The 18,899-nt window shown below is 61.8% G+C and carries 11 protein-coding genes; 4 read left to right on the top strand and 7 right to left on the bottom strand.

Features of this window, described 5'->3' with window-relative positions; all coding sequences use genetic code 11:
* Positions 1-40 precede the first annotated feature (40 nt).
* Both LC343_RS10525 and LC343_RS10520 read right to left on the bottom strand, forming a co-directional pair.
* Positions 41-3,250: an efflux RND transporter permease subunit gene (locus LC343_RS10525; protein ID WP_223477069.1), complete on the bottom strand. Its 3,210-nt coding sequence runs from the start codon at positions 3,248-3,250 to the stop codon at positions 41-43.
* Positions 3,243-4,226, bottom strand: coding sequence for an efflux RND transporter periplasmic adaptor subunit (locus LC343_RS10520; protein ID WP_223477068.1), 984 nt, complete (start codon positions 4,224-4,226; stop codon positions 3,243-3,245). Before LC343_RS10520 ends, LC343_RS10525 begins: the two co-directional genes overlap by 8 nt.
* Positions 4,227-4,712: 486 nt before the next feature.
* Here LC343_RS10520 and LC343_RS10515 point away from each other — a divergent pair, with 486 nt between their 5' ends.
* Positions 4,713-7,415, top strand: coding sequence for a hypothetical protein (locus tag LC343_RS10515; protein WP_223477067.1), 2,703 nt, complete (start codon positions 4,713-4,715; stop codon positions 7,413-7,415).
* A gap of 24 nt (positions 7,416-7,439) precedes the next feature.
* Here LC343_RS10515 and LC343_RS10510 read toward each other — a convergent pair whose 3' ends face one another.
* The 3 genes from LC343_RS10510 to LC343_RS10500 form a co-directional block, all read right to left on the bottom strand.
* Positions 7,440-8,357, bottom strand: coding sequence for an EH signature domain-containing protein (locus LC343_RS10510; protein WP_223477066.1), 918 nt, complete (start codon positions 8,355-8,357; stop codon positions 7,440-7,442).
* A gap of 2 nt (positions 8,358-8,359) precedes the next feature.
* A complete protein-coding gene (locus LC343_RS10505; protein WP_223477065.1) occupies positions 8,360-11,536 on the bottom strand; it encodes a hypothetical protein in 3,177 nt (1,058 codons plus the stop codon).
* 274 nt (positions 11,537-11,810) lie between these two features.
* A complete protein-coding gene (locus LC343_RS10500; RefSeq protein ID WP_223477064.1) occupies positions 11,811-13,097 on the bottom strand; it encodes an MFS transporter in 1,287 nt (428 codons plus the stop codon).
* 204 nt (positions 13,098-13,301) lie between these two features.
* Here LC343_RS10500 and LC343_RS10495 point away from each other — a divergent pair, with 204 nt between their 5' ends.
* Both LC343_RS10495 and LC343_RS10490 read left to right on the top strand, forming a co-directional pair.
* Entirely contained in the window at positions 13,302-14,294 is a 993-nt protein-coding gene (locus tag LC343_RS10495; protein ID WP_223477063.1) for an acyltransferase family protein, read from the top strand.
* A 111-nt stretch (positions 14,295-14,405) separates the two neighbouring features.
* Positions 14,406-14,639 (top strand): hypothetical protein, encoded by a 234-nt coding sequence (locus LC343_RS10490; protein ID WP_223477062.1) that lies wholly within the window; start codon positions 14,406-14,408, stop codon positions 14,637-14,639.
* Between the two features lie 4 nt (positions 14,640-14,643).
* Here LC343_RS10490 and LC343_RS10485 read toward each other — a convergent pair whose 3' ends face one another.
* Positions 14,644-16,617: a BTAD domain-containing putative transcriptional regulator gene (locus LC343_RS10485; RefSeq protein ID WP_223477061.1), complete on the bottom strand. Its 1,974-nt coding sequence runs from the start codon at positions 16,615-16,617 to the stop codon at positions 14,644-14,646.
* 116 nt (positions 16,618-16,733) lie between these two features.
* Here LC343_RS10485 and LC343_RS10480 point away from each other — a divergent pair, with 116 nt between their 5' ends.
* The gene (locus tag LC343_RS10480; protein WP_223477060.1) at positions 16,734-17,333 is read left to right on the top strand and encodes a cupin domain-containing protein; all 600 of its coding nucleotides are present in this window, start codon (positions 16,734-16,736) and stop codon (positions 17,331-17,333) included.
* A gap of 25 nt (positions 17,334-17,358) precedes the next feature.
* Here LC343_RS10480 and LC343_RS10475 read toward each other — a convergent pair whose 3' ends face one another.
* Positions 17,359-18,816, bottom strand: coding sequence for an AMP nucleosidase (locus LC343_RS10475; protein WP_223477284.1), 1,458 nt, complete (start codon positions 18,814-18,816; stop codon positions 17,359-17,361).
* Between the last annotated feature and the right edge of the window lie 83 nt (positions 18,817-18,899).

Below are 18,899 nucleotides of genomic sequence, written 5' to 3'. Positions count from 1 at the left end.
GATGAAGCGGGCGGCCTTTTTCGTCTGTTCTGGCGCGATGTCAGGTCCTGAGGACGCGATAGATCGCCGGGATCACGAGCACCGTCAGCAGCGTTGACGACAGCAGGCCGAAGAGCAGCGACAGCGCCAGCCCCTGGAAGATCGGGTCGGCCAGGATCACCACCGCGCCGATCATCGCCGCGACCGCGGTCAGGAGGATCGGCTTGAAGCGGATTGCGCCGGCTTCCAGCAGGATATCGATCTTCGTCTTGCCCTCGGTGTCGGCATTCCGAATGAAGTCGACGAGCAGGATCGAGTTGCGCACGATGATGCCGGCAAGCGCGATGAAGCCGATCATCGATGTTGCCGAGAACGGCGCGCCCCACAGCCAGTGGCCGCCCATGATGCCCAGGAAGGTCAGCGGGATCGGGGTCAGGATGACCAATGGCAGCTTGAAAGAGCCAAACTGCGCGACGACGAGGATGTAGATGCCGAGAAGGGCAACCATGAAGGCGGCGCCCATGTCGCGGAATGTCACCCAGGTCACTTCCCATTCGCCGTCCCACAACAGCGTCACGACACTTTCGTCATCCGGCTGGCCATGCAGCTTGATCAAAGGCTTGGTGCCTTCGGGCCAGTCGATTTTCTCCAGCTCTTCCGTGACCGAGATCATGCCATAGAGCGGCGCTTCGTAGTCGCCGGCGAGTTCGGCCGTGACCATCTCGGCATCGCGTCCGTTGTGGCGGAACACCGGATAGGACGCTTTTTCCTCTTCGACATCGATCACGTCGCCCAGTTCCACCACGCCGCGAGCGCCGGGGAGAACATTGGCCGGGATCGGTGTGGACATGAATCGCTCATCGAGAACCCGGTCGCCCTTCGCCCGTTCGACACGGATCGGGATCGGATGGCGGCCATCTCCGCGATGCGAGTAACCGACGGTCGAACCACCGTTGAGGATTGCGAGCGTGTCGAACACGTCGCTTTCCTGGACCTGGAAGAACTCCAAGTCGTCGGTGTTGATCGTGGCGCGCAGGCGACGTGCCTGGGTGCCGAAACTGTCATCGACATCGACCACGAACGGCACGGCCTCGAAGGCCTCCCGGATTTTCGCGGCCGCCATGCGACGGGTTTCCGCATCCGGGCCATACACCTCGGCGAGGAGCGTCGAGATCACGGGCGGCCCGGGCGGCGGCTCGACGGTCTTCAGGCTGGTGCCTTCCGGTACGTCGAGTTCGCTGATCCGCTCACGGATTTCCAGCGCGATATCGTGGCTTTCCCGGTCTCGCTCGGTTTTCGGCGTCAGGTTGATCTGCAGGTCGCCCAAATTGGGCTGCGCGCGCAGATAGTAGTGACGCACGAGGCCGTTGAAGTTGAACGGCGAGGCGCTTCCCGCGTGGGTCTGCACCGAAACCACTTCCGGCAGTTGCGTGACGGTCCGCGCCACGACCTGGGCGACGGCATCCGTTTCTTCGACCGACGAGCCTTCCGGCATGTCGATGACAACGGCCAGTTCCGACTTGTTGTCGAACGGCAGCAGCTTGACGGTCACATCCTTGGTGTAGAGCAGGGCGAGCGAGCCGAAGGACAGCGCCGCCGTGATCAGGAGGAATGCGAGGCTGCGTCCCTTGGTTGCCAGGATCGGCCGCGCAAAGCGCGTGTAGAGACCGCCTAGCTTGCCGCCGGGCTGATGTCCGGGGCCCTCGTGATCGTGAACCGGTGCGCCGCCCGCGATCTTCGCCATCAGCCACGGGGTAACGATCACCGCGACGAAGAAGGAAAAGATCATCGCCGCCGACGCGTTGGCCGGGATGGGGCTCATATACGGCCCCATCAGGCCGGACACGAACAGCATTGGCAGCAATGCGGCCACCACGGTCAGCGTCGCGACAATGGTCGGGTTACCGACTTCCGCGACGGCCTCGATGGCGCGCGCGACACGGTGCTTGCCGCCGCTCATTCCCCAGTGCCGGGCGATGTTCTCGATCACGACGATGGCGTCGTCGACTAGGATACCGATGGAGAAGATCAGCGCGAACAGCGAAACGCGGTTCAGCGTGTAACCCATGATCCATGCGGCAAAGAGCGTCAGCAGGATGGTCACGGGGATGACGATCGCGACCACGATGCTTTCCCGCCAGCCGATAGTGAACAGCACCAGCGCGATGATCGAAACGGTGGCGAGGCCGAGGTGGAAAAGCAGTTCGTTGGCCTTTTCGTTGGCCGTTTCGCCATAGTCGCGGGTGACCTGCACCTCGATGCCATCCGGAATCAGGTGCCCTTCCAGTTCCTCCGCCTTGTGCAGGATCTCCTCAGCCACCACCACGGCATTGGCGCCGGCCCGTTTCGCGACCGCCAGGGTCACGGCGGGCGTGCGTTGTATTTCGCCTGCCTCGTTGCGCGTCACGTTGGCGACGATCTGGTCCGAGGTGTCGAACACATATTCGACGGTCGCCACATCGCGCACGTAGACCGGACGGGCGTCGCGGGACGTCAGCAGGAGGTTTGCGACCTCGGCTGGCGCGGTGAGCGTTTCGCCGGCGACAAGATCGATCTGCTCGCCATTGTCGCGCAGCTTGCCCGTTGAGAAGGTCCGGTTGGCAGACTGCACCTTGCCGGCGAGTTGCTGCAGCGTGACGCCGTAAAGCGCCAGCCGCTCAGGATCGGGCGCGATACGGATCGCTTCCGGTGCCTCGCCGACGAGATAGGTCAGGCCGACATTCTCGATCTTCGCGACCTCGGCACGCAGTTCGCGTGCGACCCGGGTCAGGTCGTTCGCGGTGATGTCGAGGCCCGGTTCCGGTGAGAGCGTCAGCGAGACGATGGCGACATCATCGATGCCGCGCCCGACGATCAGCGGTTCCTCTATGCCGACCGGAATACGGTCCATGTTGGCGCGCAGTTTCTCATGCACGCGCAAAATGGCCGCGTCGGACGATGTGCCGACAAGGAAGCGGGCCGTGACCATCGCGTAGTCGTCGCTGGTCTGGCTGTAGACATGCTCGACGCCGTTGATGCCCTTGACGATGGTTTCCATCGGCTCGGTGACGAGTTTCACCGCGTCCTCGGCCTTCAGGCCGGGAGCCTGCAGGTGGATATCCACCAGGGGCACGGAGATTTGCGGTTCCTCTTCGCGCGGAAGCGAAATCAGCGCGACGAGCCCGACCGCAAGAGCGGCGATGATGAAGAGCGGCGTCAGCGGCGAGACGATGAACGCGCGCGTGAGGTGCCCGGCAATGCCGAGCCGTCCGTCGAATTGTCCGTCACTCATCGTTGGTCACCACGTCTTCGCCGCCTTCGAGACCGGTGACGATCTCGACCATGTCCTTGCCATCCACCATGTGATGAATGCCGGTTATTACGGTGCGCCTGACGGGTTCACCGCCCTCCGTGATCGTCACGAAATCGAGCCCTGAGACGGTTTCGACCGCGTCTTGCGGCACCAGCAGGGCAGGGCGCGTGTCGACCGGGAGACGCACCAGCACGCGTGCATCGACGAACGCATCGTCGAGGCCCTCGACTTCGACATCGGCGATCACGCGGCCATTCTCGATCTGCGGGTAGACGCGCGCCAGCTTGCCTTCGACCGTCTCGTCAGTCTCGATCTGGATCGTATCGCCTTCGCGGAAGCTTCCTGCATGGCGCTCCGGCACGGCCAAACGCAGGAAGAAACCTCCGCCGCCAATGGTGGCAATGGATTCGCCGGGCGCCACGACCGCTCCGGCTGCGACAGGCACGTCCAGCGCCCGACCGGACAATGGTGCGAGCACGGTACCTTCGGAAACCTGCTGCTCGAGCACCCGCCGTTCGGCACGCGTCGCCTCGATCTGGTTGGTCAGCACCTCGACCTGGGTGCGCAGACCGTCGAGCCGCTGCACGGTGGTAACGCCGCGCTGAAGCAATTCCTCGCCCCGGGAGAGTTCGGACTGTGCGTTGACGAGCTGCGAATTAAGTGCCTGAAGCTGCGCGTCGATCGCATTCATCTGGAAGTCGAGCTTCTCATCGACGATCCGCGCGAGTTTCTGCCCCGATTCGACGAGATCGCCCTCGGTCACCGAGAGTTCGACAAGCGTGCCGCCGAGCCTTGCGCGGGCGGGGATACGGTCTCGCGCCTCGATGCGGGCATAGACAGCCTTCCATTCGGTCACGTCGGTTGGTTCGAGCGTGAAGGTTTCGGCTCCCGCGACGGGCGGAAGCATCAAAGCCAGCGCCATTGCGGATGTGATGGCGGCAAGTGTCGCGCGCATGTTCAAGTCCTGCTTTCTGGTTGTCACGCCCTGACGGGTATGAAAACATTCCTGATTTAGTATATTTGCGAACTTCAATATATGTTGCTGCTTCGCATTTCAAGTGGGGGCCAAAAGAACGCGCGAACGGAACGCGGTCCATGACCGCGATCAAGGAGACGGCATCAAATCCACATGCTTTGTGGACGAAATCAGCGTGCGGCCAGAAAAAACGCGGTCAAACCCCAAAAAAGCCTCGATATTCCCGAATCTTGTTGCGGCAAATGAAAAGAGCTAGTGTCCCCGCGATTGGAGTCGCGGTTTCGGAATGATTCTGGACGCGGTTCCCTATTGTTATGCGAGCCCGGCCGTTTCTTGATCGTTTGGTCCAGATGGCGTAATCATCGGTACGGGCGGGCTTGCCTTGTATTTTAACGGGTGTACGCGGTTCGGGTAATTCCGGGGTTTCCGTTGTATGTCTGACATGAAACGGAGAATCGGATTTCCGTGTCGGATTTTGCCAATTACATTCGCGTCGCTATTCAGGGGCTTTCTGAAAATACCCCGCTGTCGCGGGCATCGGCCTATGAGAAAGTGCGCAAGACGATAAGGCGCCAACTCGACGCCCGTTCGGCCGGCGAAGCCGAAATTTACGACACGATGGAGGAGCTGGAAAACGCCATTCTGGACCTTGAGGCGGAGCAACTCATGGTCCCGGCGAAACCGGCGCCGCCTGCGCCCGCCGCACAGCCGGAACCACCTGCACGACCCGAGCCTTCCGCTGTAAAACCGGCCTATACGCCGGAAAGCAACGTAACGCCGATTATCCGAAAGAATCCGGAGCCCGCCGGCAGGGAGCCTGTTGTCGCCGCCAGCGCGAATGAGCCGACGCCGGCCGATACGGCCCCGTCTGCGCCGCATCCCGAAGTCGCGAAGACACCATCGGCACCCGAGGCGCCGGTCGCGAACACAACCAACGAAAAGCCGCAATACACGCCGCAGCGCACGACCGCGATCGGCGGCTCCGCCAGCCAGGCTCTCAAGGTGGAAGCCGGCGAAAGCGATCCGCTTGCGGAATTCCAGTCCGCATTGACGGCCGAATTGGCGCTTCCGATCACGCCTGAGGAAGAGCAGCAAACAAAATCGGCTGCGACGCCGGATCCGGAACCCGTTGAAGAACCGAAGCAGGAGCAGACGGCTGCAGCTCCGCAACCTGAACCGGCTCCACAACCCGAACCCGCTCCGCAACCTGAATCGGCGCCGGAGCCCGCCGGTGTAGCGCAAACGAAGTCGGAGAAGCCGGAATTCGACGTCAAACTCATGCTGCTCAAGGCTGTCAGCAATGAGGACATGCGCGACTCGGCGACGCGCGAGATCATCTATCGCAGAGCACGCAACGCGTTGGTCCGCTATCTCAAGGCTTTGTCGCCCCAACCGGACTTCGATACCGTTCACGGGCATATCGAAAGGCTCAACCAGGCGATTCGCGAGGTCGAGTCGGAACAGTCGTCCAAGGCCGTCGATACAGACGCCGCAACTGACAGTGCCGATAAGGGCGGCTTCATCAGTGAACTGGAAGATATCTGGTCCGCGGATGACGAGCAGCCACAGGTTCGCAAGGTCGAGAAACCGGTGCGCCCGGCCGCGCCGCCAATGCCCGAGAAATTCGATCTGGAACGCACGATTGCCGACGAGGTCGAGGAAGCCGTCCAGGAACTCACTGTTCCCGAAGACGACATAGAACTGGACTTCGATTTTCCCGAGGAAGACCTCGTTGCACCGCGCTCGATAGACGATGAAGTCGAGGAGGCCGTACAGGATCTGATCGCTGCGGACACCTCCCGGCACCAGATTCGCAGCAAGCCGGCGAAGAAACCGCAGCGCCCCGCACGTCGTGAACGCGTCGAGTATGACGACGATGATACGGATGAGAACTACGCCGATCACGGCCGCGCGAACCCCGCGCCCGCGGAGGTCGATCGTTGGGCGATGGATGATTCCTTCGAATTGCCGGAAGATGCCTTCGATCAGGAATTCGCGATGGATGAACCGGCCGGTCCGGTAGCTGCCCAGCAGGTCCGTGCGAAAGACGACAGGCCCCGCCGACGTGGCGGGTCGGGCCGGATGTTTGCCATATTGCTGGTCTTGCTGATCGTAGGAGTGATCGCGACCGCCTTTGCGCTTCCCGACATGACGTCGCGCTATGCGGCGAAGGCCAAGTCCACTGCCGGATGGGTCGTCGAGTTTGTCGCCGGGCTTGCCGGTGAATCCTCCGATTCATTGCGCAGCGCAACGACGGATGCCGGCGAAGGCGATGCGGTGGGAGAACCGGCGCTCGCCGACGAATCCGCCGGGACGCAAGTCGCTGAAACTGAAACAGTTTCCGAAACGGACACGGCGGAAGCCGCTGCGGTCGCACAGGAAGAGACCGCGGAACAACCTGCCGCCGAACCGGCGGTGGCCGCCATCGATGGCGAGAAGGCGTTCCTGTTCGCCACCTCGGGTGGGCAGCAACCGGTTGCCACCGGCAATGTCGTCTGGTCGTTGATCCAGTCAGCGCCGAGTCCCGGTGCTGCGGCGGAGCCTGCCATTCGCGGCGAGATCACGATACCGGGCGAGGGCCTGCGCGCGACGCTGACCTTGCGGCGCAATCTCGATGAAACGCTACCAGCTTCGCACCTGTTTGAACTGGTCTTCGCGCCGGCTGACAGTGTTTCCAGCAGCGAGATTTCTTCTGTCGAAGGCATTACCTTCGTACAGAGCGGGCAGGACCGGAGCCAGCCTCTGGTGGGTTCCATCGTCAAGATCGCCGACAATATCTTCCTGTTCGCTCTCGCGGATGTTCCCGCGGCGCGCGAATTGCACGCCAGCTTGATGAGCAATCCCGATCTGATCGAGATACCGTTTGTCTATTTCAGCGGACGGCGTTCGACACTGCGTCTCGTGACCGGCGCGACGGGCGGCGAGGTGTTCCGTTCGGCCACTGAAGCCTGGGGCGAAGAAGCCGCGGTTCAAGCTGCTGCGCCGGAACCTGCGCCCGCACCGGCAGAGCAGCCGGCTGCAGAACCCGAACTCGCCATTGCGCCTTCCGAAGCGCCCGCGGATACGTCAGCTGAAGAGGTGCCTGAAACTGCAGCCGTCGCTGACGCGGAGCCCGGACGCCCGATTATCCCGGACATTGTGCCGATTCCGCCGGACCGGCCCATCTAGGCTTCTGCCGGCTCGCGTGTTCGTCTAGCGCAGGATTCCCGTGTCGAGCCACCGAACCATTACGCTCATGCAAGCGTCCCGCTTGAGGCGACCCGTATCCTCTCTCAGTTTCGGCCACGAGACCGAACGCGGGTCGCCGAAATGGCCGAGCAGGAAACGGCTGATCGTTCTCTTCACATCGGGCGAGGGGTCTCGGGCGACGAAAGGCGAAAGCAGGATTTCGTAATAGGCGCATTCAAGGTCCGGGCGCCTGCGTTCGCCCAGTTCGATCCATCCCAGAATGGTCTTGAGCGGCTGTGCGTCGAGATCGACATGCGCGAGCGTCCGTTCGATCAGGGCGCATTTGATCGCCAGTCCGTACAATGAATCCTGCACGTCGTCTTTAAGGCCCGAGCGGGCAAGCGAACGAACGGGGTTCCTCAGATCGACACTGTCGATGATTGTGTCCAGACCATAACCGCCGTCGAAAAACTTCGTTTTCTCCACGAACTCCCGCGAACTGATCCGCAGCGACGCCTGGTTCTTGCGCAGGTGCTGGTAGATCCGATCGGTCTCGGGGCTGCCCCGTTCGAAAATATGGAAGAAGGCGTTGAAGAGGACGTTGACGGGTGTCTTGCCCGGCCGCGTCATCGCTTCGGTGACAAGCCGGTGCCGCGCAATGGTACTCGACGTGAAGGCGTCCTCGTCACGCATGTGAAACAGGGAAAGCCGGATGTCGCTCAGCGGAATTTCCGCGCCCAGTCCTTCCTTGAGTTTCCGCGCCGTCTCGCGCAGGCGCCGCCTGCGGCCCTGCTCGGGAATGCGGGCTGCCGCACGCTTGCGCGCCCATCTCTTGGCCACATCCTTCACACGACCGGGAATGGGAGCCGCTGTTTGCCCTCCCGGCACTGTCTGGCCGAGGTGTTTATCCAGCCGCTCTCTCAGTCCGGTGAAGTTGGCCATGGTCAGCGATAGGTCCCGGTTTCACCCGAGCCCGAACGCGTTTCGTTGAGCTCTTCCACGAGTTCGCCGAGATGTGTCACGGCCGTAGCCAGTGAACTGTCCATTTCAGCCACCTGGTCGCGCATCAGCCGTGTCTGCGTATCGATCTGCGAAGCCATTTCGGCAAAGACGTCGCCGAGTTTCCGGTCGACATCGTCGAACCGCTCGACATGGCGCTGCCAGAGCTCGGCCTGCATGCCGATGGATTCCTTGAAGTTCCGCTGCGACGTGCCAACCGTTTCGACGGTCTCTTTCGAGAGCTTCTGGAAATCGTCGAGCGACTGCTGGACCTCGAGCAGGTTGTTCGAGAACCGGTCTGCGGACTGCTTGATACTGCCCGTCGCGTCCCGCAGCGAGCCGGCCAGTTCCGTCAATTCTACGCCGACGCGCCCGTTTTCAGCCGAGACCCGCTCCATGATTTCCGCAAGCGCCCGCCCGGTCTGATCGATCTGCGGCAGCACCGATGCCAGCGCCTCGACGCGCGATGCGAAGAAATCGTCGGATTCGCGCAGCCGCGAAACCACATCCGCGGTGTTTTTCTGGATTTCGGCTGCGATCGTGCTCGTCGTCTTCGCGATGACGTCGCGGGTGCTGTCCTGCATTTCACCCATGAAGCGCGTATGGGTTTCGGCAATCCGGTCGCTGGCCTTCTGAAGCGTCGCGAACAGCCCCGTCAGCGCCTGTGCGCGTTCCTCGAAGGCGGCGTTGGATTCATTGAGCTTGTCGACAAAGCCGAGCGTGTTCTCGTTGACATGACGTGCAAGCGTATCGGCAGTGGCCTCGGTCAGTTCGCGCGCGCCCTCATGCATGCGCTCCATGAAGCCCGTATGCGTCGCCGCGATCCTGTCGCTGGCCGTTTGAAGGGTCGCGAAAAGCCCGGTGAGCGCCTGGGCCCGTTCCTCGAACACGGTATTGGATTCGTTGAGCTTCGCGAGGAAGGCTTCCGTGTTCTCGTTGATATGGCGCGACACCGATTGGGCCGTTGCGGCTGTCATGTCGCGCGTTGATTGCTGCATCTGCGCCATGAAACGGGTGTGCGTTTCCGCGATCCGTTCGTTGGCCTGCTCCAGCGTCGAATAGAGTCCGGATAGCCGTTCTGCGCGCGCCTCGAACGCGTCATTGGACTCGTTCAGTCTCTGAACGAATGTATCCGTGTTTTCATTGACGCGCGCGGCGATGGCGTCGGCCGTCACCGCGGTGATCTCGCTGGCGCTGGTCTTGAAGTCAGCAATCGTCCGGGCATGGGTTTGCGCGATCTGGTCGCTGGTGCGCTCGATAGCGGCGAACAGGCTGGATAGCCGTTCGGCGCGCGCCTCGAACGCGTCATTGGACTCGTTCAGTCTCTGGACGAATGTATCCGTGTTTTCATTGACGCGCGCGGCGATGGCGTCGGCGGTAACAGCGGTGATCTCGCTGGCGCTGGTCTTGAAGTCGGCAAGCGTTTGGGCATGGGTTTGCGCGATCTGGTCGCTGGTCCGCTCGATAGCGGCGAACAGGCCGGAAAGCGATTCCGTGCGGGCTTCGAACGCGTCGTTTGCCTCGTAGAGTTTGTCTATAAACCCGGTCGTGTTCTCGTTGACCCGCTCGATGATCGTGTCGGCCGCTGTCGTTGTCATCTCGCGCGCACCCATCTTGAGGTCCGCAAGGATCTGGGCGTGCGTTTCGGCGATGCGGTCGCTGGATTGTTCGAGTGCCCGTGCAACACCGGAAAGCCGGTCGGGCAACAGCGTCATGTCCTCGCCGACGGCGCGCAACGTCTGCGTCGTCTGCAGCAGCGAATTCGCGATGGTTTCGTCAACCGCTTTCGCGACTTCACCCACGGCATCGGAAATCATCCCCGTCACGGCCTCGACGGCCTGCTTGGTGCGTGCCTGCGTTTCTTCCGCGACCGTGCCCTGGACTTCGATCATCTGGCTCGACGCCGTTTCGAATGTACGGGCGGCCTCTTCGATACGGTCCGGGAGACGTCCGAGGCGTTCCGAAACCGCGGCCGACACCTCGTGGGTCTCCGCCAACACGCCGCGGATGGTTTCCTCGACATTGCCGGCAACCGCGCTCGCAGCCGAAGCGACGCTCTGGTTCGCGGTCGCCTGGAGATCTGCGGCGAAGCGCTGCTGCTCCGACGAGATATTCGCGCCGGCGGTTTCGAGTGAGCGCGATGCCTGCTCCATTCGCTCGGGAATGGCCGACAGATGCTCTGCGACCGCTTCCATCCGCTTGACCACGATATCGGCGCTGGTTTCGACGGACTCGTCGAAAGCCTTGGTGACCGCCTCCTTCGCGCCTTTTTGCGCCGCCGAGACGAGATCGTCGTAGCGCTTGGTCAGTGTTTCCATGCGCGAGACCACGTCCATATAGCCTTCGACAATGGCGTCGCGTGTGGTTCCGCCGATCGACGTCGCAAGCTTTTCGCCCAACCTTTGCAGGCTCTTGGTCTGAAAGTGCATCGCATCTTGCCGTCTCGTACCGGCGGATTCGGCATTCTCGAAATAGATGCGGTCGAGCAGGGCGTCGCAAAAATGCTGGACCGCGCTCGCCTTGGCGTTGCGAGACCATGACACGGCCAGTCTGAGCGCCATGAACAGCGCGATCACGATGGCGATGAAGAAGAGCTTCACCCCTGCGCTGCCGATTGCCGCGCGCATCATTTCGCCGGAAACGCCGGCATCCGCACCGGCCGGTGCGAAGGCTGCCGCGATGCCGCCAAGCGCGCCTGCCAGCCCCACGCCGGCGATCAGCGCGAAGACTGCCAAAAAGGCCGCCGGTACCATGTTGACGGAAGTGTTCTCGAGCCCGAGGCTTTCCAGCGTGAAATAGCGGGCAGGGGATGTGGACCGCGAGACCAGGGTCTTTTCCTTCTCGATGCCGTCATCGGCTTCGAGAGGCACGATCGTCGATGAGAAGCGCTGCCACGCCCTTCCGATCGTATCGTTTGTCTTCAGCTTCTCATGAACTGTTTCGAACTGGGCGGAAAAAGCTTCCCTGGGAGGCAATTCCTCCTGGGAGGCGGACAGAATGACGGAGGCGGCCTTTTCCAGGTCATCGACATCACGCGCGGCCCGTCTGACGATCCACCCGGTGAGCCCAAGGCCGGCCACGATGGCGAGAATTACGATCACGATGTCAAAGCCGGAACTCATCGTCCAATTCAGCATGAAGCCACCCCAGCCCTGTTCATCAAATACCTCCCTGCAGAGAGCATCGAACAGAATCGCCCGACTTGCCCACCGTATTACCGCCCTTTGAAAATATGGCGCGTATAGCCCACAATTTTAACGAAAAACAGTGCGCCGCGGCGGATTTATGGCTTGTCCGTGCTCTTGCGCACACTGCTCACATGCCCTGTGGCGCGCAGGGAGAGTACGCAAGCTCCGACCCGTGGTTTCCGGGCAGCGCGAACGTTTGTTCGCACGACTAGCCATTCTCGTCTTCCGTGGGCGTCTCCACACGCTGCTCTTCTATCTCCTCTTCTTCGGCGCGAGGGTCGAGTGAAGCCGTTTCCATCGTCGAATAACGCGCCGATGTCACCGGCACGAAGTCGGTCTTGTTCTCCTGGGTCGGTGCAGCGCGTTGGCGGATACGCCAGAGCGCATAGCCAATCAGCGTGACATGGGTCAGGGCCGTCGTGATGAACAATCCCGACGGGCCGGCTGCCGACATGATCACGCCGGCGAGCAGCGGACCCGCGATCGAACCGACGCCGAACAGCAGCAGCAGGCCGCCGGACGTACGCAGGAAATAATTCTCCGGAGCGTGGTCGTTCGCATGCGCGACGATGACCGGATACATGGAGAAGATACATGCGCCGAACACGGCCGAAGCGGCGAGCGCCATCGGCACGCTGGAGGGCTGGACGACGATCAGGAACAGGTCGACCAGAAATGCGACGCCGGCAATCGCGACGAGAACGAGACGGCGGTCCATCCGGTCGGAGAGGTAGCCGATCGGAATCTGGGCGCCCGCGCCGGCGAGGATCGCGAGGCTCATGAAGAAGGCGATCGTCGCGATATCGAGATCGATCCGGTCGGCATAGACGGCGCCGAGTGTCCCGAAAGCCGAATTGGAAACGCCGACAAGGATGACCGAGACGACGGCAACGGGCGAGTTGCGCCAGAGCGTCGGCAGATCGAGCGATGCACCGACCAGCGGATTGGGCTGATGGCTGGCATAAAGCCCACTTGGAAGCAGCGCGAGCGCATAGAAAATGGCGGCGAGCACGAAGAACAGATGGGTCGATGTCGGTCCGAGCGTCAGGGAAAGCTGGCCAAGCGTCGTCGCGGCGAGATTGACCATCGTGTAAAGCCCGAAAACCCTGCCGCGCGAGGCGGATTCGGCGCGCTCGTTCAGCCAGCTTTCCACGATCATCGCCGCACCGGCGAAGGCGAATCCGGCGACCCCGCGCAAGGGAACCCAGGCCCAGGATTGTATTACGAGCAGCGAGGCCAGCACCGAGACCACGGCGAGTGCCGTCATGGCGCCGAATGCACGGATATGACCGACGCGGGCAACGGTTCGCGGCATGACGAGGCAGCCCAGGATGTAGCCCATCGCCCATCCCGTACCGAGCAGGCCGAGCGCAAAGGAGGAAAACCCCTCCTGGCTGCCGCGCAACGGCAGGATCAGACCGTTCACGCCGCCCGCGAACATCAGCAGGGCTGAACCGATCATGAGCGGATAGACGGCGCGGGGCAGGAAAGGCATGACTGTGTCCGGCGATTGATTTGCGCCACCCTAGAACGTGGTTTGCGCAATTTGAAGCGTCCGGAATACACCGCCCTTTCGGTGTCGCGAAAATACAATCTGCGATTGTAGCGAGATGTTTACCGGTTTGTGCGAGGTTCCGCCGGGCGGGTCTCTCCTGCCGCCGATACCAGCAGGTCCGCAAGCTGCAACCGGAAAACGCCTTTGAAATACAACCCTGCACTTGACGGTCTGCGTGCCGTGGCCGCCTTCGCGGTCATCGCGTACCACTGCAAGCTGCCCATGGCGTGGGGCGGGTCTTACGGGGTGGATGTCTTTTTCGTCCTGAGCGGTTTTCTGATCACAAGCATCATCGTGCAGGCACAGCGCGCGAACGGTTCCTTCGATTTCGCGGGCTTTCTGGGAAAGCGTATCGTCCGGTTGGTGCCCGCGCTTTTTGCCATGTTGCTGGTCGTTATGGCGGTCCAGCAGATTTTCCTGGGGCATACCGAGTACCGGGGCGCGGCGTACTCGGCCGCCTATTTGATGGACTACGTTGCGGCGACAGGCTTTGCGGAAAAGACTTTCGGACACACATGGTCGCTCGCCGTGGAGATGAAATTCTATCTCTTTTGGCCATTCGTCGCCGTCTGGCTTGCCGGAAAACGCGATCGCGCGGCCGTCCTGATATTGGCTGCGGTATTCATGGCCTTGTGGGGCTGGCGTGTCGCCGACATGCTCATGTTCGAAGATACAACCCGCACCTATTTCCGGTTCGACGACCGGCTCACCGGCCTTGTCCTTGGGGCGTTGATCTCCTTCGTCGACTGGCGACCGGGCAGGGCACTTGTCATCGGATGCGCCATCGCACTCGCGGTGCAACTCAGCATCAATTCCTCGGTGACCGTCGCGATGATCCTGGGCGTGACCATCGTCGAGGTCACCACGGCGGTCCTGATCCTGCATCTCTTGGCGGAGCAATCCGCGATCTCGCGAACATTGTCCGCACGACCCATGGTCTATCTCGGGACGATCTCCTACGGCATCTATCTCTGGCAGTCGCCTTGGGAACTGGCGCTGCACGACTATTTCGATCCGCTGCCCCTCGCAATCGTCGTCTCGATCGCAAGCGTCGCCGCTGCGGCGCTGTCCTGGCACTATCTGGAGCGCCCGTTGACGCAGTGGTGGCGCGCCCGACCCGCCGCTACCGCAGCCTGATCGCTTTTTTACGCGTTTTTTGCGCTTGCGCGGCGTCTGTACCGGTTCGTTTTTGCGCGGGATTTGCGGTCCTGCACGAAGCTGGGTCCAGTTCCAGCAAGGAGAGAACCGATGCAGACCAACACGCTTTCCACCATCGATACCTCAATCGCCAAGACCGAAAACGGCCGCATCCAGCCCATTATCCCGTCGCCGTTCCGCTGGCTTCGCGATCTCAACGCAGCCTTCATCGGCTACTTCCGGTTCAAGGATCTGACCGCGGAACAATTGCGCGACATGGGCATCACGAAACGCCAGCAGGACGACGCATTCCTGCGCCAGTTCACGCCTCGCAGCGCCGATTGATCTCTCAGGACCAGCAGCCCGCCTTCCGGAGGCCCTCGATGAAGAATTCGAGGTCCTCCGTTCTGCTGAATGGGTAGGTCGAGCGCACATAGTCTTCGCTAAAGTCAGGGTGCGCTGCCCGCAACTTCGCCACAGTCGCAGCGGCCAATTCCATTTCTCCGGCATGGCCGAAAGTTGCGGCGCATCGCTGCAGTCCGCGTGAGTAACTGCCGCCGATTTCCAGCAGCCGCTTCGCGACTTCGACGGATTGCTCGGTGTCACCGTTCAGCATGTAGCATGTGGCCATGTCGCCATAGATCGCGGCTTTGGCGCTCGGATCGGGATCGAGCCGGAAGATCATTTCCAGATTGTCGAGAGCGATACGCGGGCGTCCGAGCCATTCCATCGTACAACCGGTTACCTGGCGCGCGAGCGCAGCAGACGGATTGAGGCGAACCGCTTCGAGGCAATGATACTCGCCGGCTTTGTAGTTCTTGTAGGCAAAGACTTGCACGAGAGCCTGGAAGGCATGCGCCTCCCAGTTGGCCGGGTCGAGCGCGATGGCGCGTTGTGAGGCTTCTCCCGATTCTGCGGCACAGGCTTCGCGATCGCTGCGCCAGCCCATGATGAAATTGCGCCAGTGGTATCTTGCAATTCGAGACCAGGCCCGGGCATAGCCGGGCTCGAGTTCCGTGGCCTTCAGGAGTAGCGGCAACTGCGCGGCATTGCTTTCCGGCGTCCCGTATCCCGGCCCGCCGAGACGGTCGATTTCATCGGCCTTGGCGACCAGATGCCATGCCGCAAGGTCCGCCGGCGGTGTCCGGGTGACGCGCTCCGCCTCGGCATGGGCGATTTGCGGCTCGATCTGAGCGACCACCGAACGGCAGACATCTTCCTGGAAGGAAAAAACATCTTCCAGATCGCCATCGAAATTCTGAGACCATATCGACTGGCCGGAGGTCGTGTCGATCAGACTGACCGTGATCCGCGCGCGGTCACCGTGTCGCCGCAGGCTTCCCGTGACCGCGTAAGAAGCCCTGACCGTTCTCGCGGCTTCGCGGATATCCGTGTTTCGCGCGGTTTTCCATCCGATGCTCTCAGGTCCGATCACCGGAAACCAGCGCCAATAACTGAGCGTCGTACGGATTTCCTCGGTCAGGCCGTCGGCCAGCATCCGGTCGTCTTCGCTGGTCGAAAGGCAGTCGACGGCGATCACCAGCACTGCCGGTCTGTCGGCAAACGCGGTCGGGCTCGCCGGTGGTGCATTTTCTGCAGTCGGGCCGGGGGCGTCTCCGCCGGCAATCTCCGAGCGCAGACGGGCGACAGCCGCGCCGGGCTTGGCTTGCAAGTCGTCGTCCAGCCGGGCTGAGAAATCCTCGAACAGGGAGAGCGCCTGTGCGCGCCTGCCATTCGCCGCCGCGGCCCGCATCAGGGCCTCAAGCGCCGTTTCGTTGAATGGGTCGATCTCGAGAAGTCGAGTTGCGCAGGCTTCGGAAGCTGGCCAGTCCGCGCTGCCGACAGTTGCCTTCAGGTGCCGTTCCGCGAGTTCGATTAGCCTGGTGCGTAGGACGCGGCGCTGGCTTGCGAGCCATTCCTCGAAATTCTCCAGCGGCAGGTCGACATCGTCCAGCAGCTCGCCGCGAAAGAGCGTCATCGCGTTTTCCGGCGCGGCATCGTCCTTCAGAATCGTCCACAGATCGCAATCGACCTGAGCGCCGGTCGCGATCGAAACGGAGTCGGTATCGGATGTAAGTATTTCGCTGCCCGTGGGGCCCAGCGCTTTCTTCAGCGTCGAAAGCTCTTGTCGCAGCGAGGCGCGCGCCTGCGCTTCGTCCCTGTCGGGCCAAAGAAGGGCCGTCAGGCTCTGACGCGACAACCTCATCTCCGGTGCGAGCACCAATGACGCGAGCAGGGCGCGGCCACGTTTGGATGCGATATGGAGATGCTTGCCGCCGGTCTCGGCCTTGAAGCTTCCGAGAAACTGCATGGTCAACGTCATGCGGCCTCGCACCCCGTAAATCGTTACTGCCCCGATCTTACCTTACGGCATTAAAGCAGCATATTGACTCGGCGGGAAGGGCGCCCCGTCCGGAGCTGCGGGCGGCAGCCTCGCCGATGTCATGTCATCCCGTCGTTAAATTGCAATTTACCAATGTTCTTGACGCCGAATTAGGCGAGGTCGGTGCAGTAAGATTTCACGGAAATCGATTGGGGGATCGAAACATGCCGACAGTAATTCGCGGCTTCGTCAGCGCACCGGCCAATAAGCTGAAACTGGCTTCGCCAGTCCGCGCGGGAAAGCCTGCCATTCAGGCTGCGACGCTCGACAAGGCAGCGCTGAAATCGTCTCCGATCCGCCCGGAATGGATTCTGGAAGGTGAGCCGAAGGCGCGTTGTGAATATCTCTCGCAGGGCACGCTTGGCGGCGCCAACAGCGCACACTGGTCATGCACTGCCGGTCGGTTCCGCTGGAACTACGGATGGGATGAGACAGTGCTCTTTCTCGAAGGAGAAGCCATCATCACGGATGATGAGGGGAACGTCTTTCGCGCCGAGCCCGGCGTCAGCATTTTCTTCCCCGCCGGGACATCGGCGGTTTGGGAGGTTCCTCGCTATATTCGCAAGATTGCGTTCAACCGGCGTCCGCCGCGTTATTTGCTGAACCTGATCGACCGCGGCGCCAGCAAGATCGCGCGGTTGGCCGGGCTCAAATAGAGCCCGACACTCTCGCATTTCCGGCTTACTGGAAGGCCGTCTCGTTGAAGCTCCTGAGCTTGCGTGAATGCAGCCTCTCAGGCGGCATCTGGGCGAGCTTTTCCATCGCGCGGATGCCGATGATCAGGTGCTGGGCAACCTGGCGCTTGTAGAAATCCGTCGCCATGCCCGGCAGTTTCAGTTCCCCGTGCAGCGGCTTGTCCGAAACGCATAGCAGCGTGCCGTAGGGGACCCGGAAGCGGAAGCCGTTGGCCGCGATGGTCGCCGACTCCATGTCGAGCGCGATGGCCCGCGACTGCGACAGGCGGCGGACCGGACCGCGCTGGTCACGCAGTTCCCAGTTGCGATTGTCGATCGTCGCGACCGTTCCCGTGCGCATGATCCTCTTCAGTTCGTAGCCGGTATATCCAGTCACTTCCTCAACAGCCTGCTCCAGCGCCACCTGCACCTCTGCAAGCGGTGGGACAGGGACGGAAAGCGGGATGTCCTCGTTCAGCACATTGTCCTCGCGGACATAGGCATGCGCCAGAACATAGTCGCCGAGCGCCTGGGAATTGCGCAATCCGGCGCAGTGGCCGAGCATGAGCCATGCATGCGGGCGCAGAACGGCGATATGGTCGGTAATGGTCTTGGCGTTGGAGGGGCCGACGCCGATATTGACCATGGTGATGCCGGAATTGTCGGCCTTCTTCAGATGATAGGCCGGCATTTGCGGCATGCGTGCCGGATTGACACCGGAAACGGGCTCTTTATCGCCCGCTTGCGTGACGAGATTGCCGGGCTCCACGAACGCCGTGTAGCCGCCTTCGCCCTTGGCGATGATATCGCGCGCATACTGGCAGAACTCGTCCATGTAGAACTGGTAGTTGGTGAACAGGACGAAGTTCTGGAAATGTGACGGGCTGGTCGCTGTGTAGTGCGAAAGGCGGTGCAGGGAGTAGTCGACGCGTTGCGCGGTGAACGGCGCGAGCGGTAATGGGTGGCCCGGCTGCGGTTCGAAATCGCCGTTGACGATCTCGTCATTCGTCGTGTTCAGGTCCGGCACGTCGAACGTGTCGCGCAACGGCTTGGAGGCGTTGGCGTCGCCCTGTTCGACATAAGTGCCTTCGAGGAAGGCGAAGTGCAGCGGGATCGGCGTATCCGATTCACCGACTTTCACCGGCACGTTGTGATTGCGCATGATCAGGGCGATTTGCGTCTCGAGATAGTTGTCGAAGAGATCCGGTCGGGTGATCGTGCCGATATAGCGCCCCGGCGCGACGACATGGCCGTAGGCGAGACGCGAATCGACGTTGGAATAGCTATCGGTCTCGAATTCGAGCATCGGATAGAAGGCGCGAACGCGGGCGGATTGTTCCTCGCCGCGCGTGACCGCCTCGAAGCGGGCGCGCAGAAAGGCCGTGTTGCGCTCGTAAAGCGCCTGCAGCGCCGCAACGGCATCTTTTGCGTTGGTGAAGGATTGCGTCTCCTGGGCGGGCGGCATGTCGCAGCCAGCGCTCGAGACGGGATTTTGCGGAAGTGTTTCAAGAGTCTGTATGGTCATGTCGCCTTATAAAGGCGAAATCA

The sequence above is a fragment of the Oricola indica genome (genome assembly GCF_019966595.1).
In the GTDB taxonomy this organism is placed as follows: Bacteria; Pseudomonadota; Alphaproteobacteria; order Rhizobiales; family Rhizobiaceae; genus Oricola; species Oricola indica.
The sequence above is the reverse complement of the archived record's forward strand: the minus strand, read 5'-3'. Positions and strand labels throughout refer to the sequence as shown.